Origin of the sequence: Akkermansia biwaensis (genome assembly GCF_026072915.1) — a bacterium.
GTDB classification, from domain to species: domain Bacteria; phylum Verrucomicrobiota; class Verrucomicrobiia; order Verrucomicrobiales; family Akkermansiaceae; genus Akkermansia; species Akkermansia biwaensis.
In genome coordinates, this window is sequence record NZ_AP025943.1 from 1,510,733 (window position 1) to 1,533,182 (window position 22,450).

The 22,450-nt window shown below is 55.6% G+C and carries 21 protein-coding genes; 10 read left to right on the forward strand and 11 right to left on the reverse strand.

All coding sequences use genetic code 11. The features are described from left to right. Positions 1–15: 15 nt before the first annotated feature. The 4 genes from OQH67_RS06195 to OQH67_RS06210 all read left to right on the forward strand — a co-directional run bounded on the left by OQH67_RS06195 (position 16) and on the right by OQH67_RS06210 (position 3,028). A complete protein-coding gene (locus tag OQH67_RS06195) occupies positions 16–786 on the forward strand; it encodes a hypothetical protein (RefSeq protein ID WP_215434208.1) in 771 nt (256 codons plus the stop codon). A 39-nt stretch (positions 787–825) separates the two neighbouring features. Continuing rightward, positions 826–1,761 carry a methylenetetrahydrofolate reductase [NAD(P)H] gene (gene metF, locus OQH67_RS06200; RefSeq protein WP_215434206.1) on the forward strand — a complete coding sequence of 312 codons (936 nt, stop codon included), beginning with the start codon at positions 826–828 and terminating at the stop codon, positions 1,759–1,761. A 79-nt stretch (positions 1,762–1,840) separates the two neighbouring features. Next, positions 1,841–2,557 (forward strand): tetratricopeptide repeat protein, encoded by a 717-nt coding sequence (locus tag OQH67_RS06205; RefSeq protein ID WP_215434205.1) that lies wholly within the window; start codon positions 1,841–1,843, stop codon positions 2,555–2,557. A gap of 198 nt (positions 2,558–2,755) precedes the next feature. After that, positions 2,756–3,028, forward strand: a complete 273-nt coding sequence (locus OQH67_RS06210; RefSeq protein WP_215434204.1) for a hypothetical protein — start codon at positions 2,756–2,758, stop codon at positions 3,026–3,028. A gap of 189 nt (positions 3,029–3,217) precedes the next feature. On the opposite strand, the gene OQH67_RS06215 is transcribed toward OQH67_RS06210, so the two are convergent. The 5 genes from OQH67_RS06215 to OQH67_RS06235 form a co-directional block, all read right to left on the reverse strand. Continuing rightward, entirely contained in the window at positions 3,218–3,853 is a 636-nt protein-coding gene (locus OQH67_RS06215) for a TetR/AcrR family transcriptional regulator (protein WP_215434203.1), read from the reverse strand. 132 nt (positions 3,854–3,985) lie between these two features. Continuing rightward, positions 3,986–7,144: an efflux RND transporter permease subunit gene (locus OQH67_RS06220; protein WP_215434202.1), complete on the reverse strand. Its 3,159-nt coding sequence runs from the start codon at positions 7,142–7,144 to the stop codon at positions 3,986–3,988. Between the two features lie 103 nt (positions 7,145–7,247). Then, positions 7,248–8,774, reverse strand: a complete 1,527-nt coding sequence (locus OQH67_RS06225) for a hypothetical protein (RefSeq protein ID WP_215434201.1) — start codon at positions 8,772–8,774, stop codon at positions 7,248–7,250. Positions 8,775–8,806: 32 nt separating this feature from the next. After that, a complete protein-coding gene (locus tag OQH67_RS06230; protein WP_215434200.1) occupies positions 8,807–10,099 on the reverse strand; it encodes a TolC family protein in 1,293 nt (430 codons plus the stop codon). A 150-nt stretch (positions 10,100–10,249) separates the two neighbouring features. Then, complete coding sequence (locus OQH67_RS06235; RefSeq protein WP_215434199.1) at positions 10,250–10,675, reverse strand: hypothetical protein; 426 nt, start codon at positions 10,673–10,675, stop codon at positions 10,250–10,252. A 453-nt stretch (positions 10,676–11,128) separates the two neighbouring features. Here OQH67_RS06235 and OQH67_RS06240 point away from each other — a divergent pair, with 453 nt between their 5' ends. The 3 genes from OQH67_RS06240 (at position 11,129) to OQH67_RS06250 (ending at position 13,571) form a co-directional block, all read left to right on the forward strand. Further along, entirely contained in the window at positions 11,129–11,665 is a 537-nt protein-coding gene (locus OQH67_RS06240) for a hypothetical protein (protein WP_215434198.1), read from the forward strand. A gap of 31 nt (positions 11,666–11,696) precedes the next feature. Further along, a complete protein-coding gene (locus OQH67_RS06245; RefSeq protein WP_215434197.1) occupies positions 11,697–12,302 on the forward strand; it encodes a hypothetical protein in 606 nt (201 codons plus the stop codon). Between the two features lie 75 nt (positions 12,303–12,377). After that, entirely contained in the window at positions 12,378–13,571 is a 1,194-nt protein-coding gene (locus tag OQH67_RS06250; RefSeq protein ID WP_215434196.1) for a hypothetical protein, read from the forward strand. 365 nt (positions 13,572–13,936) lie between these two features. Here the strand turns inward: OQH67_RS06250 and OQH67_RS06255 are convergent, their stop codons facing one another. The 3 genes from OQH67_RS06255 to OQH67_RS06265 all read right to left on the reverse strand — a co-directional run bounded on the left by OQH67_RS06255 (position 13,937) and on the right by OQH67_RS06265 (position 17,242). Further along, on the reverse strand, positions 13,937–14,971 hold the full coding sequence (locus OQH67_RS06255) for an ankyrin repeat domain-containing protein (RefSeq protein ID WP_215434195.1): 1,035 nt from the start codon (positions 14,969–14,971) through the stop codon (positions 13,937–13,939). A 12-nt stretch (positions 14,972–14,983) separates the two neighbouring features. Continuing rightward, the gene (locus OQH67_RS06260) at positions 14,984–16,465 is read right to left on the reverse strand and encodes an MFS transporter (RefSeq protein ID WP_215434194.1); all 1,482 of its coding nucleotides are present in this window, start codon (positions 16,463–16,465) and stop codon (positions 14,984–14,986) included. A 132-nt stretch (positions 16,466–16,597) separates the two neighbouring features. Next, positions 16,598–17,242, reverse strand: coding sequence for a hypothetical protein (locus OQH67_RS06265; RefSeq protein ID WP_215434193.1), 645 nt, complete (start codon positions 17,240–17,242; stop codon positions 16,598–16,600). A gap of 141 nt (positions 17,243–17,383) precedes the next feature. Between OQH67_RS06265 and OQH67_RS06270 the strand changes: the two genes are divergently transcribed. After that, entirely contained in the window at positions 17,384–17,995 is a 612-nt protein-coding gene (locus OQH67_RS06270) for a hypothetical protein (protein ID WP_215434192.1), read from the forward strand. A 30-nt stretch (positions 17,996–18,025) separates the two neighbouring features. Here OQH67_RS06270 and OQH67_RS06275 read toward each other — a convergent pair whose 3' ends face one another. The 3 genes from OQH67_RS06275 to OQH67_RS06285 form a co-directional block, all read right to left on the reverse strand. Continuing rightward, positions 18,026–18,448, reverse strand: a complete 423-nt coding sequence (locus OQH67_RS06275; protein WP_215434191.1) for an SEL1-like repeat protein — start codon at positions 18,446–18,448, stop codon at positions 18,026–18,028. Further along, positions 18,445–18,690: a hypothetical protein gene (locus tag OQH67_RS06280; protein ID WP_215434189.1), complete on the reverse strand. Its 246-nt coding sequence runs from the start codon at positions 18,688–18,690 to the stop codon at positions 18,445–18,447. The genes OQH67_RS06275 and OQH67_RS06280 overlap by 4 nt, the downstream gene beginning before the upstream one ends. Positions 18,691–18,849: 159 nt before the next feature. Next, positions 18,850–19,785, reverse strand: coding sequence for an ArsR/SmtB family transcription factor (locus OQH67_RS06285; RefSeq protein WP_215434188.1), 936 nt, complete (start codon positions 19,783–19,785; stop codon positions 18,850–18,852). 37 nt (positions 19,786–19,822) lie between these two features. On the opposite strand from OQH67_RS06285, the gene metK reads away from it, so the two are divergent. Both metK and ahcY read left to right on the forward strand, forming a co-directional pair. Then, positions 19,823–21,007, forward strand: a complete 1,185-nt coding sequence (metK, locus tag OQH67_RS06290; RefSeq protein WP_215434187.1) for a methionine adenosyltransferase — start codon at positions 19,823–19,825, stop codon at positions 21,005–21,007. Between the two features lie 20 nt (positions 21,008–21,027). Further along, positions 21,028–22,443, forward strand: coding sequence for an adenosylhomocysteinase (gene ahcY, locus OQH67_RS06295; protein ID WP_215434186.1), 1,416 nt, complete (start codon positions 21,028–21,030; stop codon positions 22,441–22,443). Positions 22,444–22,450 lie beyond the last annotated feature (7 nt).

Sequence of the window (22,450 nt, forward strand, 5' to 3'; positions counted from 1 at the left end):
CCTCCCTCCTGACCTATGAGCAATTTCCGTATCGTTATTCTGGTGCTTCTGGTAGTGGCCCTGGCTGTGCTGGGACTGATATACGTGAATCTTTCCGGAAGAATGGACGTTCTCCAGCAACAGCAGCAGCTTGCCGTCTCTTCTTCGGCGCCTGCCGCGAATGCTCCCTCTCCTTATCTGCCCATGCCCACGCAGGCCGCTCCGGCGTCCATGCAGCCGGCGGTGGTGGCGGACCCCGTGATGGTTGAGGAACTGGCCCATGCAACGGCGGAACTGGAACGGATGAAAAAGGAAAATGAAGACCTGCGCCGCCGCCAGGATGTAGCGGAACAAGAACGTGCCCTTTTGGTACGGCGGAATTTGGAAAAAGGGGATCCCCAGCTTCAGTGGCTCAACGACATCAGGGACGCCGAGCAGGTGGGCCGGGTGACGGAATACATCCGTGAAGCGAACCTCGTGTTGTTTCAGGCGATCGGCAAGCCGGAATTGACGGTGGGCCAGGAACTGGGCATCCGCCGCCGCGGGGGCATCTTCGCCGCGCTGATCGTGGATGGCGTTGATCCGGACGGCAAGACCTACCAGTCCTATGTGAAACGAAACAAGCTCTTTGACAGCAACGACAAGGAACCTCTCAAACCAGGGGATGAGGTGATTATTCCCCCTGCAAGCTGGCATGCCGGTCTGCCTGAGCTGGACGAAAACAATGCGACCCCTGCCGACGGCGCTCCCGCTGCCGCGCCCGCCTCCCCGGCGCCCGAGCCTTTTGTTGTTCCCATGGAACCCTGATCCGCCCCGCCGGATGCATCCAAGCAAAAAAGAAAAGACGTGCACTTGAAAGAAAGATTGCAGTCGGACGCCGGTCCCACCCTGTCCTTTGAATTCTTTCCGCCCAAAAACGAACAGGCGGCAGCCGCCTTGTACCAGACTATTCGTGAACTGGAGCCCTACCGGCCCAGTTTTGTCAGCGTGACGTATGGCGCGGGCGGCTCCACCAGGGAACTGACGCATGAAGTCGTCTTGCGCATCCAGAATGAATCCCGCATTCCCACGGTGCCCCACCTCACCTGCGTAGGGCACAGCCGGGAGGAAATATGGAACATTCTGGACCGGTACGCCCAGGCGGGAGTGCGCGCGGTGCTGGCCCTGCGCGGCGATCCCCCCCGCGGCGTGGAACATTATGACCGTTCGGCGGATGCCTTCAGATATGCGGCGGATCTGGTGGCGTGTATCCGTGAATACAATGAATCCGGCCGCCATCCGGACCCGGACGGTTTTGCCATTGGCGTGGCGGGCTTCCCTGAAGGCCACCCCTCCACCCCCAACCGTCTGCGGGAAATGGACTTTCTTAAAGCCAAGGTGGACGCCGGAGCGGACTATATCTGCACCCAGCTGTTTTTTGACAACCACTGTTTCCTGGATTACCGGGAACGCTGTCTGCTGGCCGGAATCAAGGTGCCTGTTCTGGCTGGCATCATGCCCGTCACCAGCCTGTCCGGCATGAACCGCATGGCGGAACTATCCGGAGGCACCTGCTTCCCCGCCCGGCTGCTCAAGGCCCTGAAGCGCGCCGGGGGCAATGCGGAAGCCATACAGGAAGTGGGCATCCAGTATGCTTCCAGCCAATGCGCGGAACTGCTGGACGCCGGCGTGGACGGCATCCATTTTTACACGCTCAACCAGAGCCGCGCCACCCGCCAGATTTACCGGAATCTGGGGCTGAGAGATTCCCTCCAGCTCCTGGAACATGGCGAAGATAAGTAAAAAGCTGATTGATTTGGTCGGCGCAACACTGTAGAACCCTCTTCAACGTACTATGGATATCAAGGATATTAAGCGGGCCATGGACAATATGCCCATGGGGGATGGAAGCGCTTTTGCGGAAATTTCCGTCGGACCGGCCAAACATGAGCAATTTCTGGATGAGCATTACGGCAAGATTGCCTTAATCGTGCTGCTGTGCATTCTTGGCGCCGCCGGCTGGATCATTTACAACGGCATGCAGGAATCCATGGAGAAAAAGGCTGGAGCCGCCCTGGTGGCCGCCATGCCTGAATCTCCGGCCACCGGAGAGATTTCCCTGAATGAACAGGGCCTTCAGCAGGTCATGGCTGACTTTGATGACTCGCGAGCCGCCGTCACGGCTTCCTATCTGCAGGCAGTCGCCCTGTGGAATGCCGGAAAGGAAGAGGAAGGCATCTCCAAAATGAAGGAGTTCATTGATTCCGCTCCCACGGAAGAATGGAAAGCCCAGGCATCCGTTACGCTGGCCTGCCGTCTGATGAACGGTGGTAAGGCGGACCAGGCGGCAAGCCTGTTCCGTTCCGTGGTTGATTCCGGTGATCCCACGTTTTCCGCTTTTGCCACCATGTGCCTGGGCGATATCGCCAGGGCTGGAAAGGACAGCGTTGCGGCCGGAACCTTCTACCGTGAACTGGCCGAGAAATTCCCGTCCAGTGCGTTTGTGCTCGATTTGCAGCGGAATGGCTATGTGCGCCGCAAGGCTCTTTTTGATGTCCAGAGTCCCGTAAGGATTGAGCCCGTTGCGGACAAAAAATAAAACCTTCCCTTTAAGAATACAGCTTCACCGGACCGCATGCCGCAGTAATGCCGTGCATGCGGTTTTTTGTGTTCTGATGTCCGGCTGACGGTCCGTTGTTGACGGGTGCGTGACATATTTAGACAAAAAGGGAACCTTGTCCGCGCTTTACGGGTGTGGATCTGATGGCCCATGATTCATTAAACCATTTTCCGAACCATGAACAAGTACATGAAATCTTTCTGGCTTCTTCCGCTGGCGGGACTGTCCCTTTCCCTGCTGCCGTCATGCACGACGGACAGCTACGGGAATACGGCAGTAACCCCCGGAGGCGCTGCCGCCATTGGCGTGGGCGCCCTGGCTGCCGGGGCGGCCATTGGTGCGGCTGTCCAGCACGACCGTGACAAGGACAGGTACCGCAATGACTGGAATCATCACCATCCGCCGCCCCCTCCTCCTCGTCCCTACCATCGGCCTCACCGGCCGAGGTAACTCTCTCTTTTTTGCGGAATGATTGAAAGCGGCCCGTAAACGTACTTGTTTACGGGCCGCGTATTTTTCAGGGAAATCGAAAAGACGGAAACCGGAAAGCAGAGCCGGCCCATCATTGCGGCATTCCGGGAGGCATCTTCCCTTTTAGGCCGCCTTACTGGCGTAAAGGAAGAGGTTTGGCGTGGATGCTCAAGTGCGTTCTCCCTCGCGGATGCCGTTCAGGGCCCAGTGCATGCGCTGTCTGGCGCTGTCCGGATCACTGAGAATGGACCCCAGTAACTCCAGAACGGGACGGGCCGCCTGGGAATCGTGTACCTGGAGCTGGCCGGAAAGAATGAAAGGAGCGCCGCCGCAGCAAACCAGATAAATAAGAACGTTCATGGGATTCCCGCTCACGATGGACCCTTCCTCCTGGGCCGCCTGAATGGTCTCCAGCAGCACGAAAGGATGCCGCGTATGCAGCCCGGAAATAAAGCGGATCGCCTCTTTTTCTCCTGCCAGGGCGTCCAGCACCAGCTGGGCGATAAACTCTCCGTGGAGAAGGAGGAAATCCATAATATCCTCTAAAATAATCTCCAGCTTTTTTAAGGAGGGCAAATGAACATTGGCATGCGTCCTGACGCCGGTAAACAGGGGCTCATACCAGCGTTCCAGCAATTCATTCAAAAAGGCGTCGCGGTTTCCGAAATGATAGACGAAACTCCCCGGATTGGTTCCTGCACGCAGGGACAGGCCTCGTACGGTAAGGCCGCGTAATCCGGATTCGCTGGCGATCATGGCTCCCGTATTGAGCAAATGCTCTCTGGTGGATCTCCGTTTGGTCATATGGAGGGAATGATAAAACCATGTGTGCTCCTTATGATCCGGAAATGCAAGGACTTGTTACGTCTGTTATTGTAAAGGGCGGAACCGGGTCTTTGTCTATTCCCCGGTTCCGCCGTCCGGAATCCCGTCTGGTCAGGACTTGGATTCCAGTTCTTTCCTTCGGGCCGAAATCCAGCGGGAAAACAATTTGGCCGTAGCCGGAATAATGAGCAGGTTCAGGATGGTGGCTGAGACCAGTCCGCCGAACTGCACGATGGCCAGGGGGCCGAGCAGTTCACCCCCGGGCTTGTCAATGGCCCAGATCAGCGGCAGCAGGCCCAGAACCGTGGTCAGGGATGTCATGATGATGGGAACCACGCGCTCACGCGATCCTTCCCGGATGGCTTCCACAGGCTCCATTCCCCTGTGTTCCAGGGCCCGGTACCTGTTGAGCAGAATCAGGCCGCTGCGGATGGCAAAGCCGATGACGGTCACGAACCCGACGATGGAAGCCACGGACAGAATGGGCGGAATATACGTGGCGCCGAACAGGGAGGACAGGGTGCCCGGAGACGCCAGGAAAACGGCCACAATGCCGCCCACCAGGCACAGAGGAATATTCACCAGCGTCAGCATGGCGCGGCGCACGCTTCCCAGGGCGGAGGACAGGAGCAGCACGATCAGCACCATCACGATGGCTCCCAGCACGTAAAGCCGTTCGGAGGCCGACTCCCTCGCCTTGATGGTGCCGTCATAATCAACGGTGCAGCCCATGGCGTTCATGACCGGGTCCAGCTTCTCCCGGCATGCCTTCGCCAGATCCCCCAGATTGGAATTGGGGGAGGGATTGCAGGAAATCATGGCTTTCCGCATCGTATTGTCTCTCAGAATCAGGTTGGAAACCTCCTCCCGGTACACCTGGGCCACGTCGTCCAGGCGCACGGTCTTTTTGTCCGGGGAAATAAGTTCCAGACTCTTGACATCCTCCATGGACGTCTTCAGCTTGGGGTCGATGCGGAGAACGATATTCCAGTGATCCTGATTCTTGATCACCTCTCCCAGCTTCTGGCCGTTCATGGCTGTGGAAACCTGTTCCGCGGCATTGGCCATGGTCAGGCCGTGGGAGGCCAGGGCCTCCTGGTCGTACTGCACGCGAATGGTATCCACCATAATCTCCCGGTTGGCGCGTGCGTCGGCCACTTCCGGCAGGGAAGCCAAAATCTCCTTGGCCTTCTGTGCCGCCAGCCGTAGCTGGGGCAGTTCCGTTCCGTAAATGTTGATCGCGATTTCGGAATTGGAACCGGACAAGGCGGAACTGATGCGGTGGGCCAGCGGGTAGCCGATCATGGAACTGGTACCGGGAATATCGTCAATGCACTTCTTGATGGCGGCGCGCAATTCCTTCTGGTCCTTGTTCAGGTCCACCCGGACAAGCAGCTCGGAGGCGCTGACAGGTTCCGCGTGCTCGTCGTTCTCAGCACGCCCCGTGCGCTGGGTAACGCTCAGCACGCCGGGGATGTGTTCTATATCCTTCATCACCTTGCGGGAAATGCGCTCCGTTTCGTCCAGGGACGTTCCCGGCACCGTGCTGACGAACACCGTATAGCAATCTTCGTTAAACGGAGGCAGGAAGCTCGTGCCGAAAGTGGAGCCCAGCCACAGGGCCAGCAGGGTGATGGCCGCCATGATGGCGCAGACCGTCTTGGAAAAACGCAGGCAGAACTCCAGTACGGGCGTGTAAATGCGCTTGATGAGGCGGGAGCTGAAGGAATCCCCGCTCTCCAGGGTAGCGGCGTTCTTGCTCTTCTTGAACCACATGTAGCACAGCACCGGCGTGATGGTGACGGCTACGATGAGGGAGGAAAGCAGGGCCAGCATGTAGGAAATGCCCAGGGGGCGGAAAAACTGGCCTTCCAGCCCGGACAGGAAAAGAACCGGGGTAAACACCAGCAGGATGATCACGGAGGAGAAGGAAATGGACCCCACGATCTCTCCCTTGGCCTCCATCAGCACTTCATACTTGCTCTTTCGCTGTTCTTCAGGCAGGGCGGCGTTCCGGTTCAAATGCCGCCACGCTATTTCCACGAAAATGATGGCGTTATCCACCACATCCCCCACGGCCACGGCCAGGCCGCCCAGCGTCATGATATTGATCGCCAGCCCGAAAACCGGAAACATCATCATCCCGAACAGGACGGACAGGGGCATGGAAATCAGCGTAATAATCGCCGTCCGCAGGTTCAGCAGAGTCAGGAAAATCACGATCATGACGACGGCGCCCGCTATGAGCAGCGTTTCCGTGCCATTCTCCAGGGACATCTCGATGAAATCCGCCTGGCGGTACGCGCTGGTGTGCAGCTTCATTCCCTTGGGAAGCTGGCTCTGGCTGAACTCCTTCATGGCCGCATCCACGGCTTGCGTCAGTGCCAGCGTATTGGCTCCGGGCACCTTCTGCACGGAAAGCACCACGGCATCCTCTCCCATGAATCCGGCGTCGCCGCGCCGCGGAGCTCCGTCGATCTTCACCTCTGCCACGTCCTGAAGTCGTAGAATGCCGGAAGGATGCCCCGGAACCAGGGCGCGGTTGAGCTGTTCGATATTGGCCGTGCGGGTATCCTGCTGAATGGGAAGCTCCTGCCCGGCCACGTCTTCCAGATACCCGGCGGGCACGGAAGACTGCGACTCTTCAATGGCCGTTTTCAGGTTGGAAAGATCAACCCCGGCCAGCTTCAGTCTGTTGGGGTTGTAAACCACCTGGTATTCCGGCAGGCGGCCGCCCAGCACCGTCACCTGGCCCACGCCGGGAATAGCCAGCAGGCGCGTGCGCAGCTTGTACTCCGCAAGCTGCCGCATATCCAGCGTGGAAGTATCCTTGTCCCCCGTCAGGGCAATCAGCATAATCTCCCCCGTCACGGAAACGATGGGGGCCAGTTCCGGGGATGTATTCTCCGGCAGGGTGTCCCGAACCGCGGCCAGACGTTCCGCCACGATCTGGCGCGCCTGGTAAATATCCTTGTCCCAGTCGAAATCCACCCACACGAAGGAAAGGCCGCTGCCGGATGAAGAGCGCACCCCCTTCACCCCGGCCGTGCCGTTCATGGCGGACTCAATGGGAATGGTGATATACTGCTCCACTTCCTCCGCCGTCAGGCCGGGGGCTTCCGTCTGGATGGTGACGCGCGGCACCTTCAACTCCGGGAACACGTCCACCGGAATATTCTTCACCACGAAAATGCTGATCACCGCCAGGGCGAGCGTCAGCAGAATCACGGTGATTCTGTTATTCAGGCAGAATGAAATGAGAAAATTCATAAACTCTTGGTGATTGAATGCTGATGATTAAGGATCGGGGAAAATATTTCGAAAACCATGCACTGATTCATTCTCTCTTTAATCTTTCGTCTTTGGTCATTATTCAGTGCTCTCCTTCGTGGAACTGTCCGTCCGCATGGAAATGCCCGGCCGCTTTTTTGCTGCCTGAACCTTCCGCGGGCAGAATATACTTCAGCTCATATCCCCCCTTCGTGACGATGGTCTGGCCGGGAATCAGACCCTTCACGGGCGTCTTTCCCTGGCGGGCGGGCAGTATCTGCACCTTCTTCATGACAAAGGCGTCCTCTCCCGTCTTGATAAACACCACGTCATTCACTCCCACTTTCACCACGGCGCTGTTCGGTACGGGAATAAAGCCGTCCGTAGCGGAATCGCGGGAATACAGGTCCAGCCGTGCAAGCTGTCCGGCATGCGTGCCTTCCGGCAGGCGGTCCGGCGTAAAATACAGGGCGCGTGACTGCGTGGCGGGGTCCACCTGGTCCGCCACCCTCAGAGAACCGTCCAGCAGCTCCGTATTCTTTCCCCGGGTCAGCGCAAGCTGGGCCTTGGCGTAATGAACGGGGTCCGCCCCGTAAATAGTGGTGGCGAATTCCAGCTCCCCCTTGTTGGTCATCACGAGCGCGGGAGCGCCCTGTTCCCCCCAGGCCCCCTGGGTCATGTCCACGGACTGCACGGAGCCGTCTGCGGCGGCGTACACGTAAAGCAGATTGTCTTTCAGCTCTCCGGAAGCGGTTGCCAGTTTCAATTTGTTTTCACTGGCCTTCAGGGCGGCTTTCAGGCTCTCTTCCTCCGTTTCCTTGAACCGGATGGTGGTGTTCAGCTCGCTGTTCTTGGTCCCTATCTTTTCCAGTGTGTCCCGGCGTTCCTTGAGGGCGGCCAGGTCTGCAATGCCGCGGTTCAGTTCCGCTTTGGCCTGGGCGGCTGCTCCCTCCATCTCCACAATATCCGGAGAGGCCAGCGTATACAGGAGCTGGCCCTTGCGCACCTGCTGGGCGGATTTCACGTGGAACGTGACCCGGCCCGCTGCGGGCAGGGCGTAGGTATTCACGGCGTGCGGAGGAATGACCATCTGGCCGTGCAGGGTCTTTTCCGCCCCGTGGGGCACGGCGGTCACCTTCTCAAAGCGCATGTCCAGGGAATGGCGGGCTTTTTCATCCACGTGCAGGGGAATCATATCCGCCAGGACGCCGGCTCCTCCTGCTGAGAGCTTGCCGTGATCGTGATCATGGTCGTCTGTGCAGGCCTCCCCTTCCGCATGCTGGTGGCCTTCATGGTTGTGGTCGCCGGTGCAGACGGCGCCGTCCGGATGAATATGCTCCTTGTGGCCATGGTCGTCTGTGCAGGCCTCCCCTTCCGCATGCTGGTGGCCTTCATGGCCGTGGTCGCTGGTGCAGACGGAGCCGTCCGGATGAATATGTTCCTTGTGGCCGTGGTCGTCCGTGCAGGTTTCCCCCTCCTTGTGCTGGTGTTCGTCATGGCCGTGGTCTGCCGTGCAGGGAGTGCCGTCGGCGTGGTTGTGTTCTGCGGAAGCCTCCTGGGCGCCGAGAACAGGGCTGAGACCGAAAACGGGGGCAATCCCCAGAATGATGGAAAAATAAAGACGTTTCATGTTTGTAAAAATGGTTGATGGAGGTGAATGAACTATTTTGATTGAAGATTGGCGTGGGTGATGTAGCGCAGCTGTGCCTGAATACCCAGCAGCTTGTCCAGACTATCCAGGAATGCCAGGCGGCTTTCGTAAAGCTGGTGGCGGTTTTCCGCCAGTTCCAGCAGAGAGGCTTCCCCAATGCCGTGCAGCTTCTCCATGGTCTGGACGGAAGAAGAAAAGGACTCCATGCGCTGAAGCTCCGTCCGGCAGTGGCGGATCACCATCTGCTGGGTGGCCTCAAGCTGGCGGGCATTGAACAACTCCGTTTTCCAAAGCTGGACGGTTTCCAGACGGGCCGTATTCCGTACGCCGCGCGCCTCCGCAATGGCCTTGCGGTTGCGGTTCCAGAGGGGAATATTGAAACCTATTTCCCCTCCTACTTCCTTCTCCTCATCGTCGCGGGTGAAGGACGGCCCCAGTTCCAGTTCCGGATACTGCCTGCGGATTTCCGTCTTTAGCAGGGTTTCCGTAGTGGCATAAGTGGCCATTTGGGCTTTTACCTTGGGAGACTCCATCAGTGCGGCGGGAGACGGGGCGGCTACGGCGGCGGGAAGGCTGAAGCCCTGTCCGGTGAGGAAGCGGAGCCTTGGAGCGCTGGAAGGGTGCATGCCCATCAGCTTGACCAGTTCCATCTGCTGCTCCAGTTCCGCCTCCGTGACATTCTGGAATTCCCGGATGGCGTCGTTCATGCGCTGGGAGGCCACCTGGCGTGAGGAAAACTCAACTTCTCCCGCGCCGATCAGCTTTTCGATCATGCCGTTCTCCTTCTTCAGCACGGCCAGGCGGTCCTGAATCACGGACTTGCGGCGTTGCGTAACGGCCAGCTTGCTCCAGGCCTGGTCCAGGGAACGGAGAAAATCCAGTTCCGCCTGCCGCAGCATCCAGAAATCCGCTTCCTTGTACTGTTCCGCCACCTTCTTCTCCAGGGCGGGAAGGCCAGTTACGGGAATCGTGAAGCCCAGGCTGCCGGACATGTTGAGCGTATTCTCCTGCAGGACTTGTTCAATGTCCCAGGAAAAGGAGGGATCATTCCACCAGCCCGCTTGTTTGGCTGCCTCCTTGCTGGAAGCCAGCTTCAGGCGCGCCTTGTTCAGGTCCGGATTCAGAATCAGGCCTATCTGGCGCGCCTGGACCTGGGTGACGGCAGTATTGCGGCCGATGGCCCCGGACTCCTGTCTCCACGCGGCTTCCTCTGCGTTCAGGTCAATGGGGGCGTTCTTGTAAACGCTGCATGATGCCAGGAGAGCCAGCAGGCCCAGCCCGGAATAAAATGGTATGGATTTCATGTAGTGAAAGAGATGGGTAAACAAGGGAGTCCAATTTGAGTTGGACAATGCGGAAGACGATTCCGCGGAAAAAAGGGAACGTCCGGATTCAAAAAACAGACGCAAAACGGAAACACCGCCAAAAAAAGGTGTTCCTGAAAAAAATCCTCTCTAAATCAGAAGGGGGCGTTGAAAACCCGCATGTCCCATGCCGTCGTCCGCCAGCGGGTCGGGAGGGACTGGCGCAGGGGGCTTTGCCGTCTGGCTTGTCAAAAGAAGAACGTGGGCCAGCTGATGGAAATCCGGCAATACTTGCCAGACGATGCAGGGAAGGGAAACCGGGGAAGAAACGGCCGGAACGACTGGATCGTCAATCTCCAGTTGACCGTGTTCGCACCGATGGTCTGCCGCGGGAATGGAATCCGTGGAGCTGGAATCATGGCGGCCACAGCCGCAATCGACTGCCTTTTCATGGCAGGAACAGGAGAACAGGAAAATCTCCGCATGGCACGGGCACACGGAAACGATGCCCGCTCCGCCGATAATAACCAGCAGAAGGGAAATCAGCATGATGCCGTTGCGCAATGCTCTAACCATTGTACGTGGCGAATCGTAGAAAGGTGCCGTGGAAGCGTCAAGAGCAAAGTGACGGATGGCGGAATCACGGGCGGCAAGAGATAGCAGTGATTCTGTAGAAAAAGAGCAATCGTTCTCTGATTGAACTTGTAATGAAAAATTATACATTGTATTAAAATAACAGTAAAAAGGAATGTTGATTTTCTGTATGGAGAGGCAACAAAGGCCAAGTATCCGTTATCCTTGGCCGGAATCCTTGGCCGGATTCTCTTCTATGGAATAATCTGAATTCCTTTCTGAATTGATTTTGCTCATATAAATATATTGATGATCAAACATCTGTGCATTTAATACATTTGAAAATGGTAAGAGTGCAATCAATAAGGAATTGTCTGAGACCGTAAAAAAGAAAAAGCGGGAACAGGAAAAGTATATGAAAATTCAGAAAGTTTACCAATTAAGAAAATAAATGATATGAAAACAAAAGTAATCATCATCAGCCTGTGTTCTCTTCTGGCATGGAGCATTTGCGCGGCGGAGGATGTAAAAGATATAAGTAAACAGCCTGAAAGAAGGAGCATGCAGGAAGGACCTGTTAAAAAGGCTGTAAAAGTAAGGAATGAGGTTTCGCAACTGCAGCAGGAGCTCAAAAGATTCGTTTCCGCTTACGAAGAAAAGAAAATATCGTTGGAGCAGCTCAGGAATTTCTATGAAAAACGGGTGAAGAGTTTCTGTCTTTATTACCATAAGTTATCCAGGGAGGAACTGGCCGTTCTTCTCGATATACCTTCTAGATTTTCTATGAATACAGGTTTCTTATGGGATATGAGAGTCAGGTTGAATGATTTGACACAAATATTCATAGATGAAGACCAGGGCGACGGATATGTTTGGGGCAATAAATCCTACACGGGGCCGAAAGAGGTGGTGGCGTTAAAAGTGTTTTCCGACGGGATGGATAATTTCCTGGAATGGATGGAAATATTCAAAGACAGCATGGATGGCGCATAATTGGGACAGTTCCACTTACCTCTTGGATTAAATGAAAGTTGCAAGATCTTCGGATTTATGGATAAGGTCTTCGGGCTTGGGCCTGCCTCTTGAGAAAATAAACGGTATGAAAACAAAAGTAATCATCATCAGCCTGTGTCCTTTGCTGGCATGGAGCATTTGCGCAGCGGCTGAGGTAGAAGATATGGGAAAACAACCTGAAATAAGGAGCATACAGGAAGGACCTTTTAAAAAGGCTGTAAGATTAAGGAGTGAGGTTTCGCAACTTCAGCAGGAGCTCAAAAGATTCGTTTCCGCTTACGAAGAAAAGAAAATATCGTTGGAGCAGCTCAGGAATTTCTATGAAAAACGGGTGAAGAGTTTCTGTCTTTATTACCACGAATTGTCTCGAGAGGAGCTATCCATTATTTTTGATATAAATCTTATATTTTTTAAAAAGGTAGGTTTTTGTGCGGATATGAGAATCAGGTTGAATGATCTGACAGAAATATTTCTCAGTGAAGACCGGGGGGAGCCCGTTCCGTTTACAGGACGCAATAATTCTTATACGGGACCAAAGGAAGTGGTGGCGCTGAAGGTGCTTTCGGATGGGATGGATGATTTTCTGGAATGGATAAAAAATTTAACTGATTATTAAGAAATGCAATGAATAAAAGGGAGAGGCTTTCTTGCTTAATGAAACATTCCTCATCTAATTTAATGCAAATTATTTATGAATAAAAAAGTGGTTCGTACAGCCATTATTTATATCGTGTCTTTAGCCGTGTTTGCCTGTGCGTTTGCGCAAGTCAACACCTTTTCGGCAAACTGGAGAGCGGCTCTGCTTTTTCAGCTTCTTGTATTTTTCATTATTAATGAAGTTTGGTATTGGCTATGCACGTGGCCGGGCGTCTTTCTATCCCTTTTTCAGCAGATAAAGAATAAAAATGTTCCGGAGCAAAACCGTGGAAAATATGTAGGAGGGTTGAACAGGCTCGTCAGAATGACAAGCGTCATTATTCTTATTCTGCCGCATGTTATTTATGGCACGTTGTGGCTGGTCAATCTCCTGTCGCAGCATGCCTTGCAACGGTGGGGAGGGGTGAGCCTGGATGCGTCTCTTTTCTTGCCTTCCTACTTATCATGCATCGTCTTCTTTATTCTGGTTTTTATCTTTCCCATTCAGCCGTATTCCATCAGCCATTTCATGATGGAATGGTTTGAACCGGGTCTGGGTAAGGAGAAAGTGACTGAGGAAAAGGATGATTCAAGCGCTTCTTCATATACTGCGCCGCTGAATGTACGGAACGAAGAATACGAAGGCCATTCCATCCTGTTTGACGCCCATTACGGAAGGGTAATGAAAGAGATGGTGGCCAGCGAGGAACTCCTGATGATGACGGCCCCCATTCCCTATGCTTTTAACAGGCAGACCCGTATGGAATTGATGATAGGCGTGCCATTTATTCTGGCCTCTGCATGGGTGGCATCCATGCTTTTCAGGGTCGTTCCCCAGTCTGGATACTCTTTTATTTTCTGGGCGCTCCTCCTGATGCTTCTTGTCTTTTTCCCGATGGGGTGCTTGTTGGTCTTCTCTCCGGCCCGGTGGAAAAAAAGGCTTTCCCGGACTGATTATTTTATCACTTCCAAACGTGTTTTTCTGGCGGAGGAAAACGATTTACGACAGTTTCTCTGGAAAGATGAGCCGTATATCTCCTTGCAGATGCACCATGAATTACTGGGAAGCGTCTATATTTCACGCAGAACCCGTGTTAGTGCCTGTCTGGATAAATTATTCGGCAAAGGAAAAGTCAATGCCTATGAGACGGATGAAACGGGCAAAATGAACGGATTGCTAAACATTCCACAGGCAGAAAAAGTATATGCGATGATTGAATCCCTCATGGAGCATTCAAAAGAGCCGTAAATATCTGTTTTTAAGACGGAGCCCATCATTTGACCGGAATTCTCCGGCCACGGACTTTTCATTTTCCCAGCCTTGTTAATAGCGGGTATGCCGTCTCTTTAGGGGAAAACAGGAAGCGAACTTTTTCACTAAAACAAACTCTGGCAGTAATTTTTCTTCCCCATCCGCCTCATTTCCATACATTTTGTCCCATCCTGCCTTCATTGCCTGGGCCTGAAATGGCGTGGGAACCGCACTTTCGGGAAGGCATCGCTGTCATCGCCGGGGAGTGGGGGATGATATAGGGGAGTGGGCCGGGTCTTTTTGAAAGCCGGGAAAAAACTTCCCCATGAAGCCGGCCGGGTATGCGTACAGGAAATTCTTTTCTACATCGGTTGTTTCGCCGCCGCCTTGCGGAGCAGGTCCACGGTGTACTCAAAAGCCACGCCGCGCACGTCGATTTTCTGGGAATGCTCGGCCACCGCTTCCATGATTTCCTTCTTGAACTTGTCGGCAGTTTTCTCCGAGAGCAGTTCCCTGGAAATCAGGCTGCGCGTGATGACTTGGAGGACGTAGTCGGTTTCCGTAAAAGCCTGGCGGCCGACTGCAGTTTTCATGGCTTCCATGAATTCGGAAACGTGTTCTGGGTATGTGGCGGAGACGACCTTTTCATACGCCTCCGTAAAGATATCAAGCGGAGTCTTGTCAACTTTCGTTTTGGTCAGGTCAAAGCTGGCCTGGTAGGCTGCGGCCCCCTCTTCCGCGAGTTGAAGGGCGGTTTTTCCGAATTTGTTGACGGCGTTCATGTCCGCTCCTTTGTCCAGCAGGAGGGCGACTACCTGGATATTGCCGCGCATGGCCGCCAGCATCAGGGGCGTGAAACCATTATCCTCCTTGTTGTTGATGTCCGCCTTTTTCTCAATCAGCATTTCGGACAGGCGGTCCAGCCCGCTCCAGGAGGCCCAGTGCAGGGCGGTCCAGCCGTCCTTGTCCTTCTGGTCGATCTGCAGGCGAGGATCCTGCAACAGTCTTCCCAGATAGGGAGCCCGCTTGGCTTCCAGCTTGAGCGTGGTTTCAATATTATTGTAATTGGCGTAGCACACCCACATGACGGGGGTTCTGCCGTGCTGGTCCGTCATGTTGACAAAGGCTTTCCCTTGTTTTTTAGCCAGTTCTTCCCCTTTTTCCAGATTCTGTTCAAATTCCTGCATGCCCTTTTCCCGGGCTTCCCGTTCCTCCTTTTCCGTGGAGGCATTCACTTCCTTGGACTCCGCCTTTTTCATGACGGTGATGAGGTCCAGGGCCGGATTGTCCTCCCCTGAGAAAGATTTGGAGATCAGCAGGCTGAGGCCGCCGAGGATGGAACTGAAGGCTACCAGGACGAGGGAGTCCAGAATGATGTCGCGCGTGTGTTGGTTCATCGTCTCGTTCTGTCAGGAGTTGGCTTCCGTAAGTTCTTCCGCCGTCACGGCCGGGTCTGTTTCCGTTTCAATGGCTTCAATGGGCGGTGAATCCGCATCCTCTTCCGGATGGTCGGAAGTAATAGTCTTGCGGGTCATGATGATGGCAATGGGACTGATGACGGCCAGGGCGAGGTAAATGGTCCACATGAATTCGGGGGAGGACCAGAAGCCGATGTGCCCGGTGTCCATCTTGGCGCAGATGCCGTCATAGCAGAGGTAGGCTACGAGCAGGCCGCCGATGATCCCGTTGATGGGCTTGGCGATGAACATGGGCAGGGCGGCCAGGGACATGTAGGAGGCCACCTTGTCCTTGGGAGCTACGCGTGCCACATATTCGGAAAAACGGGGGGAGAACAGCAATTCTCCGAATGCAAAGACCAGAATCTGGGCCACGATGGCCACCAGATACGCCTGGGAGCGTGTTTCAATTCCGGGAACCACATAGTACCATTCAATGGGAATAGCCATGAAAACAAGGGAAAACGCGGAGATGGACATGCCCACGATCATCAGGCTGACGGTGGAGAAGCGTCCCAGCAGGGGAATGAGAAGAATGAGGCCTGAAACGATAATGGCCGGATTGATGGCATTGATGGTGCCGATGGCGAAATCATCGTAAAGCGTGCGCACATAATACTTGGGCATGACCAGGAATTGCAGCGTGAAGACGATGCGCACACCCATGGTGAGAACGAGGAACAGGATCAGCTTGCGGAAGGCGGATTCCTTCCAGACCTCCCTGAAAAGCTGGAGGGGACGGCGTTGCGGGGCGTTGAGGTTCGCTTCCTTTTCGCTTGGCTCCGCGAAATTGTTTTCATCAATGAACCGGGTGGTGATGCAGCCCAGCAGCACCATCAGCGTGCCGAAATTGATGATCCAGAAGCCGCTGTCCACGGCCCCGAAGTGTTTCCGGAAAAATTCGATCAGGAACACGTTCGCGACGACGGCGGAAATGTTCATCAGCAGATAATAGATATTGAACCCCGTGGAACGCGCATTCAGCGGGGAAAAGCGACGGATGGAAGTCTGAATGACGGGAGACATGAACGCCGTGCCGAACGACATGATCAGGATGCCCGTCATGACGGCCAGCCGTCCGCTATCCACCGTGGGGCAGATATCCGGGCCCAGCCCCATGATGAGGCGTCCGGTGATGAGGATGATGAAGCCGATCAGGTAGGCGCGCCGGATGCCGATGATGTCGCAGATGGAACCCACTGCAAATACGAAGGCGGAGATAAACAGGGTATACAACCCCACCCACAGGGCCGCGTCGGCATCGTTGAAACTGCAATAATCCGTCAGATAAAGAACAAACACCGTGATCATGGAGAAATAGGCCATGCCGTCAAAAAACTGGACGACGTTCGTGAGCCAGAAATCTTTGGAGACGGTTTTTAGTATCTTGAACTCGGAAAAATATTTAACGATGGGGTTGACTGATTCATTCATGCGGAAAGAGGGAGAAGAAGTAAAATTTGACGACGGTGAAAGAGTGGGTTACACGCCCTGCCGATTCAAGATTTTTTTCTCCCAAAAGCCGGATTATCCGGCAAAATGCAGCATGCCGCCGTCCCCCGCCGCCTACCTGGGCAGGATGCGCCGGAAACCGGCTACATGGCACCAGGTCAGCGCTTTCAGGCACTGTTCAATGGCCATGGCGTCCGAAGGAAGCTGGGGCCAGAGTCCGGCTTCCTTAAGCCCGGATTTGGCCATTTCCGCGGCTTTCCATTCCCGGAACTGGGTAGGAATGGCGGAGAAGGTAAAGAAAGCCCAGCATGCCAGGCCTATGGCCAGGGCAATCTGGAATTTCAGCAGGCCTGCCGCTATCATGCCCAGAAGGACCAGGCCGGTGAAAAAGGGAATCATCGTGGCGCGTGCAATAGCCGTTTTGCGGGCTTTTGCCGCTTCCGCGTTTTCCTTGACCAGAATGCTTAGCGCCCAGGTATGGGCCACACAGGCCATCCGTCCCGCGGTCACCTTGCCTTCCCAGGCGGGCGGCAGGCTGATCAGTCCGTTTTCATCCACGCCGGGTGTGCGGGCTTCCGCCAGTTTCCTCCGGCGTTTTTCCGCGCCGTCCAAACGGCGGATCAGCCCCACGGGACCGGGAAATCCCGGCAATTCGCGGGATTCATAAGTTCGCAGCGGAATGACGCCCTTGGTGAAGCGCAGCGCTGCAATGACGCCAAGCACCACCAGGGAAAGGAAAATCACTACTGCGAAAAGCATAGGGTGATCTTTCGCATATCCCGCTTTTCCCGTCAATCTCCGCTCACGGCATGAGGCATGCCCGGTACAGGCTGGATTTGGATTGCTTTTGCGGAGTTTTTCGTGTAATTGCTGACCGCAATGGCGTACCTCCGGGAATGTATGGGGAAATGGCTGCCCTTCGTTGTGATGGCGGCGGCGCTGGAGGTGTGCCCGGCCCAGGATGTGGCCAGCCCGGGCGCTTCGGAACTGGACCTGGATCTGGTCAGATTGAAAAACGGCCCCGCGGGCAGGCAGAGGGAAGCCATGAGAAGGGTGCTCCTGCTCGTGTACTTGAAGCAGAAGGAGGCCTGGCTGGCGGAATCCGCGGAAGATACCTCCGTCCACCTGGCCGCGGAAATAGCCTTCCGGCGTTATCTTTCCTCCGTGGACGTATCTGCATGCCCGGAGGAATTCCAGCGCACTTTCCGCCGTTATGCCGGGCTTCTGAACTCCTTTGAGGAAAAGAGCCTGAAAAGCGTCAAGGACTTCCCGGCCGTTCCCGTTCAGGAGGCCGGCAGAGAGCTGTTCCGCATATTGCTCAACTACCGTCTGGAACCGAACCTCCTTCTGGAGGAAATGAAAGCCCTGGTAGATGAGGAAATTGAAGGCAAGGAGGACCTGTCCGTGGAGCGGACGACGGCCATCGTCCAGGAATTGAGGGAATCCCTGCAGTCTGGAAAGCGCCCGTTTCCGGAAGAACGCTCCGCCGATGAGCTGGTACCGGAGAATTAAGTGTCTCCGGTTCAGTCAGCCTTCGAGGCTTCAGAAAACATCTTTGCAAGCATTTTCAAACGCTTCTTCATTAATATTTTTCAAGGTTGATTTTACTTTTTCATTGGTGCCCATGGATTCCAGAAGAAACTTGAGAACAAATTCATATTCAAATGAATCCAGCTCATGAATGTCTTTAAAGGGGGGCAGCGGCGTATCATGCTTGCCGAGCGCCGTCCGGTAGCGTCGGTAAAAGTCAGTTTTCTTTTCTGCTTCTGTTAAGGGAAAGATATTCAACCGGTCCAGAGCGTAGAGGAGATAAAGGGCATCGGAATTATTGGCATCCGCCGCCTGCCGGAAGAGGGCGAGGGCTCTTTGCTCGTCTGGTACAATGTTGTAATTGTTGAATGATGAATAAATGCAGCCCAATTCCCAAAGAGCGGGTCCGTAAGACTGCCCGGCGGCTTTAGTCAAATAGCTGAAAAGCTCCTCCTCCGGAAGATCAACATTATAATACCGTCCATTTGAAGTGCCGGATCCCCTTCCGTATCGGCCGCTTTTTTCAGCCAGAACTCATAATCGTTGGATAAAAGGTTCTCTTTGTCCATGAAGATATCCTTCGTCATTTGGAGCATGGCCGGCACATGCCCTCCCTGCGCCGCTTTTTGCAGAAGCTTGTCTCTCTGGCCAAGCCGCTGGGATGGAGGTAACTCCATGTATTGCCGGTACAATTCCTCCGGCGAAGGTTCGCGGGAGGAAACCATCCCCTAGATGCCCAGTGCCGCGGCAAGAAGGCAGCCGGAAATAATCAAGGTAGTTTTTAGTTCATCAAAATATAAGCGTTGATCCAGAGTCTTTTTATCTGAAAAAACGGGTTACGGACGGTTTCCGTTCTCCCCCTTCCACGCGGCGGCCATCAGGGTCTGGAAATGGGGCGGTTCCGGCTCCCTGTCCACGATGTCCGTGTGAATGTTCCCGAATCCCGCTTCCTTCAGCATGCTCTCCAGGGTGGCGGGGGTGAAGCCCAGCCAGCGGTCCGCATACAGTTCCCGCGCCTCCTCCTGGCCGTGCTGGAGCAGGTCAAGAACGACCAGGCATCCGCCCGGTTTAAGGATGTTCCAGGCGGCTTCCAGCGCTTTGGCGGGCTTGTGCGCATGGTGCAGGGCCTGGCTGAGCAGGGCCAGGTCCACCGTTCCTGGCTCAATGGGGGGGGATTCAATGTCTCCCAGGCGGTATTCCAGATTGTCCAGGCCGTGCTTGCGGGCCAGTTCCTGCCCCAGTTCCACCATGCTGGGGGAATTGTCCACCGCAATGACCCTTTTGGCGCTGGGAGAAATAAGCTGGGAGACGAACCCCTCTCCCGCCCCCAGGTCGGCGACAACGTCGTAATTCAGGATGCGGAGCAGCGCCCCGGCCAGCGCCTTCCATGAACGGCCTGGGGCGTAATTCTTTCCCAGGCGGCACACCACTTCGTCAAAATAGGCCTGCGTACGGTTTCTACGCTTGTCCAGAATGACCTGGAGGGCCTTTTTGTCCGCCTCCGCCTCCGGCAGTTCCCCACAGGCCTTCAGCGCTACGTTGTGCAGGTCGTCGGCCAGGGAGAGCGTGTAAAAGACGTTCTTTCCGGAGCGCGTGTCTTCCACCAGCCCTTCCTGCCGCAACTGGGCCAGCTGGGTGGAGATGCGGCTCTGCCCCATGCCGAGAATTTCCTGAAGTTCCGCAACGCTCAGGGATTCTTCGTCCAGAACGTTGATGATGCGCAGACGGGTGGGGTCTGTCAGGAGTTTTAGCGTTTTTAGGATTGACTTCATGGCAGAATAATATATCAACGCATCACGATTTATCGATATGAGTAAAAACAACCCTCACATCTTCACCTCGGAATCCGTAGGAGAAGGCCACCCGGATAAAGTGGCCGACTACATTTCCGACTCTATTTTAGACGCCTGCCTGGCTCAAGACAAAACTAGCCGCGTCGCGTGCGAAACCCTGGTGAAAAGCAACATGGTCATCATTGCCGGGGAACTGACGACCAAGGCGGTCATCAATCCGGAAAAAATCGCCCGCCAGGCCATCCGGGAGATCGGCTACTGCAACGGGCAGGATGACGACGTGTTCCATGCGGACACCGTCTTTTTCACGAACCTTCTTACGGAACAGTCCCCGGACATTGCACAGGGCGTGGACGCCCGCGAGGCGGAGGGCAAGGGCCATGCGGAACAGGGCGCGGGGGACCAGGGCATCATGTTTGGCTTCGCCACGAACGAAACTCCGGAACTTCTTCCGGCCCCGATCGTGTTCGCCCACAGAATTCTTATTGAACTGGCCAAACGCCGCAAGCGGGGCCATGTGGACTGGCTGCGTCCGGACTGCAAGTCCCAGGTGGCCGTGGCTTATGGCGAGGACGGGCACCCGGCCCATATTGAAAACGTGGTCATTTCCACCCAGCATACGGAGGACGTAAGCCATGAAACGATCTCCGACTACTGCAAAAAGCTGGTCAAAAGCGTCCTGCCTGAAGAACTGCTGGATGAAAAAACGGAATACTTCATCAACCCCACGGGCAAATTCGTGGTAGGCGGCCCCCATGGGGATTCCGGCCTGACGGGGCGCAAGATCATTGTTGACACGTACGGGGGAATGGGGCGTCACGGCGGCGGCGCCTTCTCCGGCAAGGACCCGTCCAAGGTGGACCGCTCCGCCGCATACATGTGCCGCTGGGTGGCCAAGCACATCGTGGCCGCCGGACTGGCGGACAAATGCGAGCTTCAGGTGGCCTACGCCATCGGCTACCCCACACCGGTATCCATCCGCGTGGACACCTTCGGCACCGGAAAAGTGGCGGAAAACGCTATTGAAGACGCGCTGGAAGGCATCTTCTCTTTCAAACCTGCGGACATGGTCACCCAGCTGGACCTGCTGCGGCCCATCTACCGTCAGACGACCCATTACGGCCACTTCACCAAGCCGGACCTCCCCTGGGAGACGCTGGACGAAGCGCGCCTCGCATCCCTGAGAAACCTCCTCCATTAATCCATCACCAGACTGACCACATGTTTTCAGAAACGGAACACTACAAGGTGCGCGACATCAGCCTTGCCGGCTTCGGCCGCAAGGAACTGGACATCGCCGAACATGAAATGCCCGGCCTGATGGCCGTGCGTGAAAAATACGCCGCTTCCCGGCCTCTGGACGGAGTGCGCATCATGGGCTCCCTGCACATGACCGTGCAGACCGCCGTACTCATTGAAACGCTCACGGCCCTGGGCGCTTCCGTCCGGTGGGCAAGCTGCAACATCTTCTCCACCCAGGACCATGCCGCCGCCGCCATCGCCGAATCCGGCACGCCCGTTTTTGCCTGGAAAGGGGAGACCCTCAAGGAATACTGGGACTGTACCTGGAAGGCCATGAACTTCCCCGGCGGCCTGGGACCGCAGTTGATTGTGGACGACGGCGGGGACGCCACGCTACTCATCCACCGCGGCTATGAAATGGAAAACGGCTGTGATTGGGTGAACACCCCGTCCGAATCCGAGGAAGAACAAGTCATCAAGGAGCTGCTGAAAAAAATCTCCGCGGAAACGCCGGGCATCTTCCACCGCTGGCTGCCGGAACTCAAGGGCGTTTCCGAGGAAACGACCACGGGCGTGCACCGCCTGTACCAGATGCAGGCCGCCGGCAGGCTTCTGATCCCCGCCATCAACGTGAACGACTCCGTAACCAAATCCAAATTCGACAACCTGTACGGCTGCCGCGAATCCCTGGTGGACGGCATCAAGCGCGCCACGGACGTAATGATTGCGGGCAAGGTGGCCGTGGTCTGCGGCTACGGAGACGTGGGGAAGGGTTGCGCGCAATCCCTGCGCGGCATGGGCGCCCAGGTGGTAGTGACGGAAGTCGATCCCATCTGCGCCCTTCAGGCCGCCATGGAAGGCTACCGCGTGCTGACGGTGGAGGACACGCTGGGCTGGGCGGACATTTACGTGACCACCACGGGCAACTGCAACATCATCCGCATTGAACACATGGAAAAAATGAAGGACCAGGCCATTGTGTGCAACATAGGCCACTTCGACAATGAAATCCAGGTGCACAAGCTCCAGACCTACCCCGGCATCAGGCATCTGAACATCAAGCCGCAGGTGGACCGCTACACCTTCCCGTCCGGCAACAGCCTGTACCTGCTGGCGGAGGGACGCCTGGTGAACCTGGGCTGCGCCACGGGCCATCCCAGCTTTGTGATGTCCAACAGCTTCGCCAACCAGGTCCTGGCCCAGCTTGAACTGTGGAACACCCGTGAAACCCGTTCCGTGGGCGTGGAAGTGCTGCCCAAGGTGCTGGACGAGGAAGTCGCCCGCCTGCACCTGGGCAAGATCGGCTGCAAGCTCACCGTCCTTAGCCCGGAACAGGCGGATTACATCGGCGTTCCCGTGGAAGGCCCCTACAAGCCGGACTTTTACCGGTACTGATTGTGAA

Excerpts from the sequence above, each read along its gene's own strand:
- OQH67_RS06195 (WP_215434208.1), top strand. The coding sequence starts at position 16 with ATGAGCAATTTCCGTATCGTTATTCTGGTGCTTCTGGTAGTGGCCCTG.
- OQH67_RS06205 (WP_215434205.1), top strand. The coding sequence starts at position 1,841 with ATGGACAATATGCCCATGGGGGATGGAAGCGCTTTTGCGGAAATTTCC.
- OQH67_RS06210 (WP_215434204.1), top strand. The coding sequence starts at position 2,756 with ATGAACAAGTACATGAAATCTTTCTGGCTTCTTCCGCTGGCGGGACTG.
- OQH67_RS06215 (WP_215434203.1), bottom strand. The coding sequence starts at position 3,853 with ATGACCAAACGGAGATCCACCAGAGAGCATTTGCTCAATACGGGAGCC.
- OQH67_RS06220 (WP_215434202.1), bottom strand. The coding sequence starts at position 7,144 with ATGAATTTTCTCATTTCATTCTGCCTGAATAACAGAATCACCGTGATT.
- OQH67_RS06225 (WP_215434201.1), bottom strand. The coding sequence starts at position 8,774 with ATGAAACGTCTTTATTTTTCCATCATTCTGGGGATTGCCCCCGTTTTC.
- OQH67_RS06230 (WP_215434200.1), bottom strand. The coding sequence starts at position 10,099 with ATGAAATCCATACCATTTTATTCCGGGCTGGGCCTGCTGGCTCTCCTG.
- OQH67_RS06235 (WP_215434199.1), bottom strand. The coding sequence starts at position 10,675 with ATGGTTAGAGCATTGCGCAACGGCATCATGCTGATTTCCCTTCTGCTG.
- OQH67_RS06240 (WP_215434198.1), top strand. The coding sequence starts at position 11,129 with ATGAAAACAAAAGTAATCATCATCAGCCTGTGTTCTCTTCTGGCATGG.
- OQH67_RS06245 (WP_215434197.1), top strand. The coding sequence starts at position 11,697 with ATGAAAGTTGCAAGATCTTCGGATTTATGGATAAGGTCTTCGGGCTTG.
- OQH67_RS06250 (WP_215434196.1), top strand. The coding sequence starts at position 12,378 with ATGAATAAAAAAGTGGTTCGTACAGCCATTATTTATATCGTGTCTTTA.
- OQH67_RS06255 (WP_215434195.1), bottom strand. The coding sequence starts at position 14,971 with ATGAACCAACACACGCGCGACATCATTCTGGACTCCCTCGTCCTGGTA.
- OQH67_RS06260 (WP_215434194.1), bottom strand. The coding sequence starts at position 16,465 with ATGAATGAATCAGTCAACCCCATCGTTAAATATTTTTCCGAGTTCAAG.
- OQH67_RS06265 (WP_215434193.1), bottom strand. The coding sequence starts at position 17,242 with ATGCTTTTCGCAGTAGTGATTTTCCTTTCCCTGGTGGTGCTTGGCGTC.
- OQH67_RS06270 (WP_215434192.1), top strand. The coding sequence starts at position 17,384 with ATGGGGAAATGGCTGCCCTTCGTTGTGATGGCGGCGGCGCTGGAGGTG.
- OQH67_RS06280 (WP_215434189.1), bottom strand. The coding sequence starts at position 18,690 with ATGGAGTTACCTCCATCCCAGCGGCTTGGCCAGAGAGACAAGCTTCTG.
- OQH67_RS06285 (WP_215434188.1), bottom strand. The coding sequence starts at position 19,785 with ATGAAGTCAATCCTAAAAACGCTAAAACTCCTGACAGACCCCACCCGT.
- metK (WP_215434187.1), top strand. The coding sequence starts at position 19,823 with ATGAGTAAAAACAACCCTCACATCTTCACCTCGGAATCCGTAGGAGAA.
- ahcY (WP_215434186.1), top strand. The coding sequence starts at position 21,028 with ATGTTTTCAGAAACGGAACACTACAAGGTGCGCGACATCAGCCTTGCC.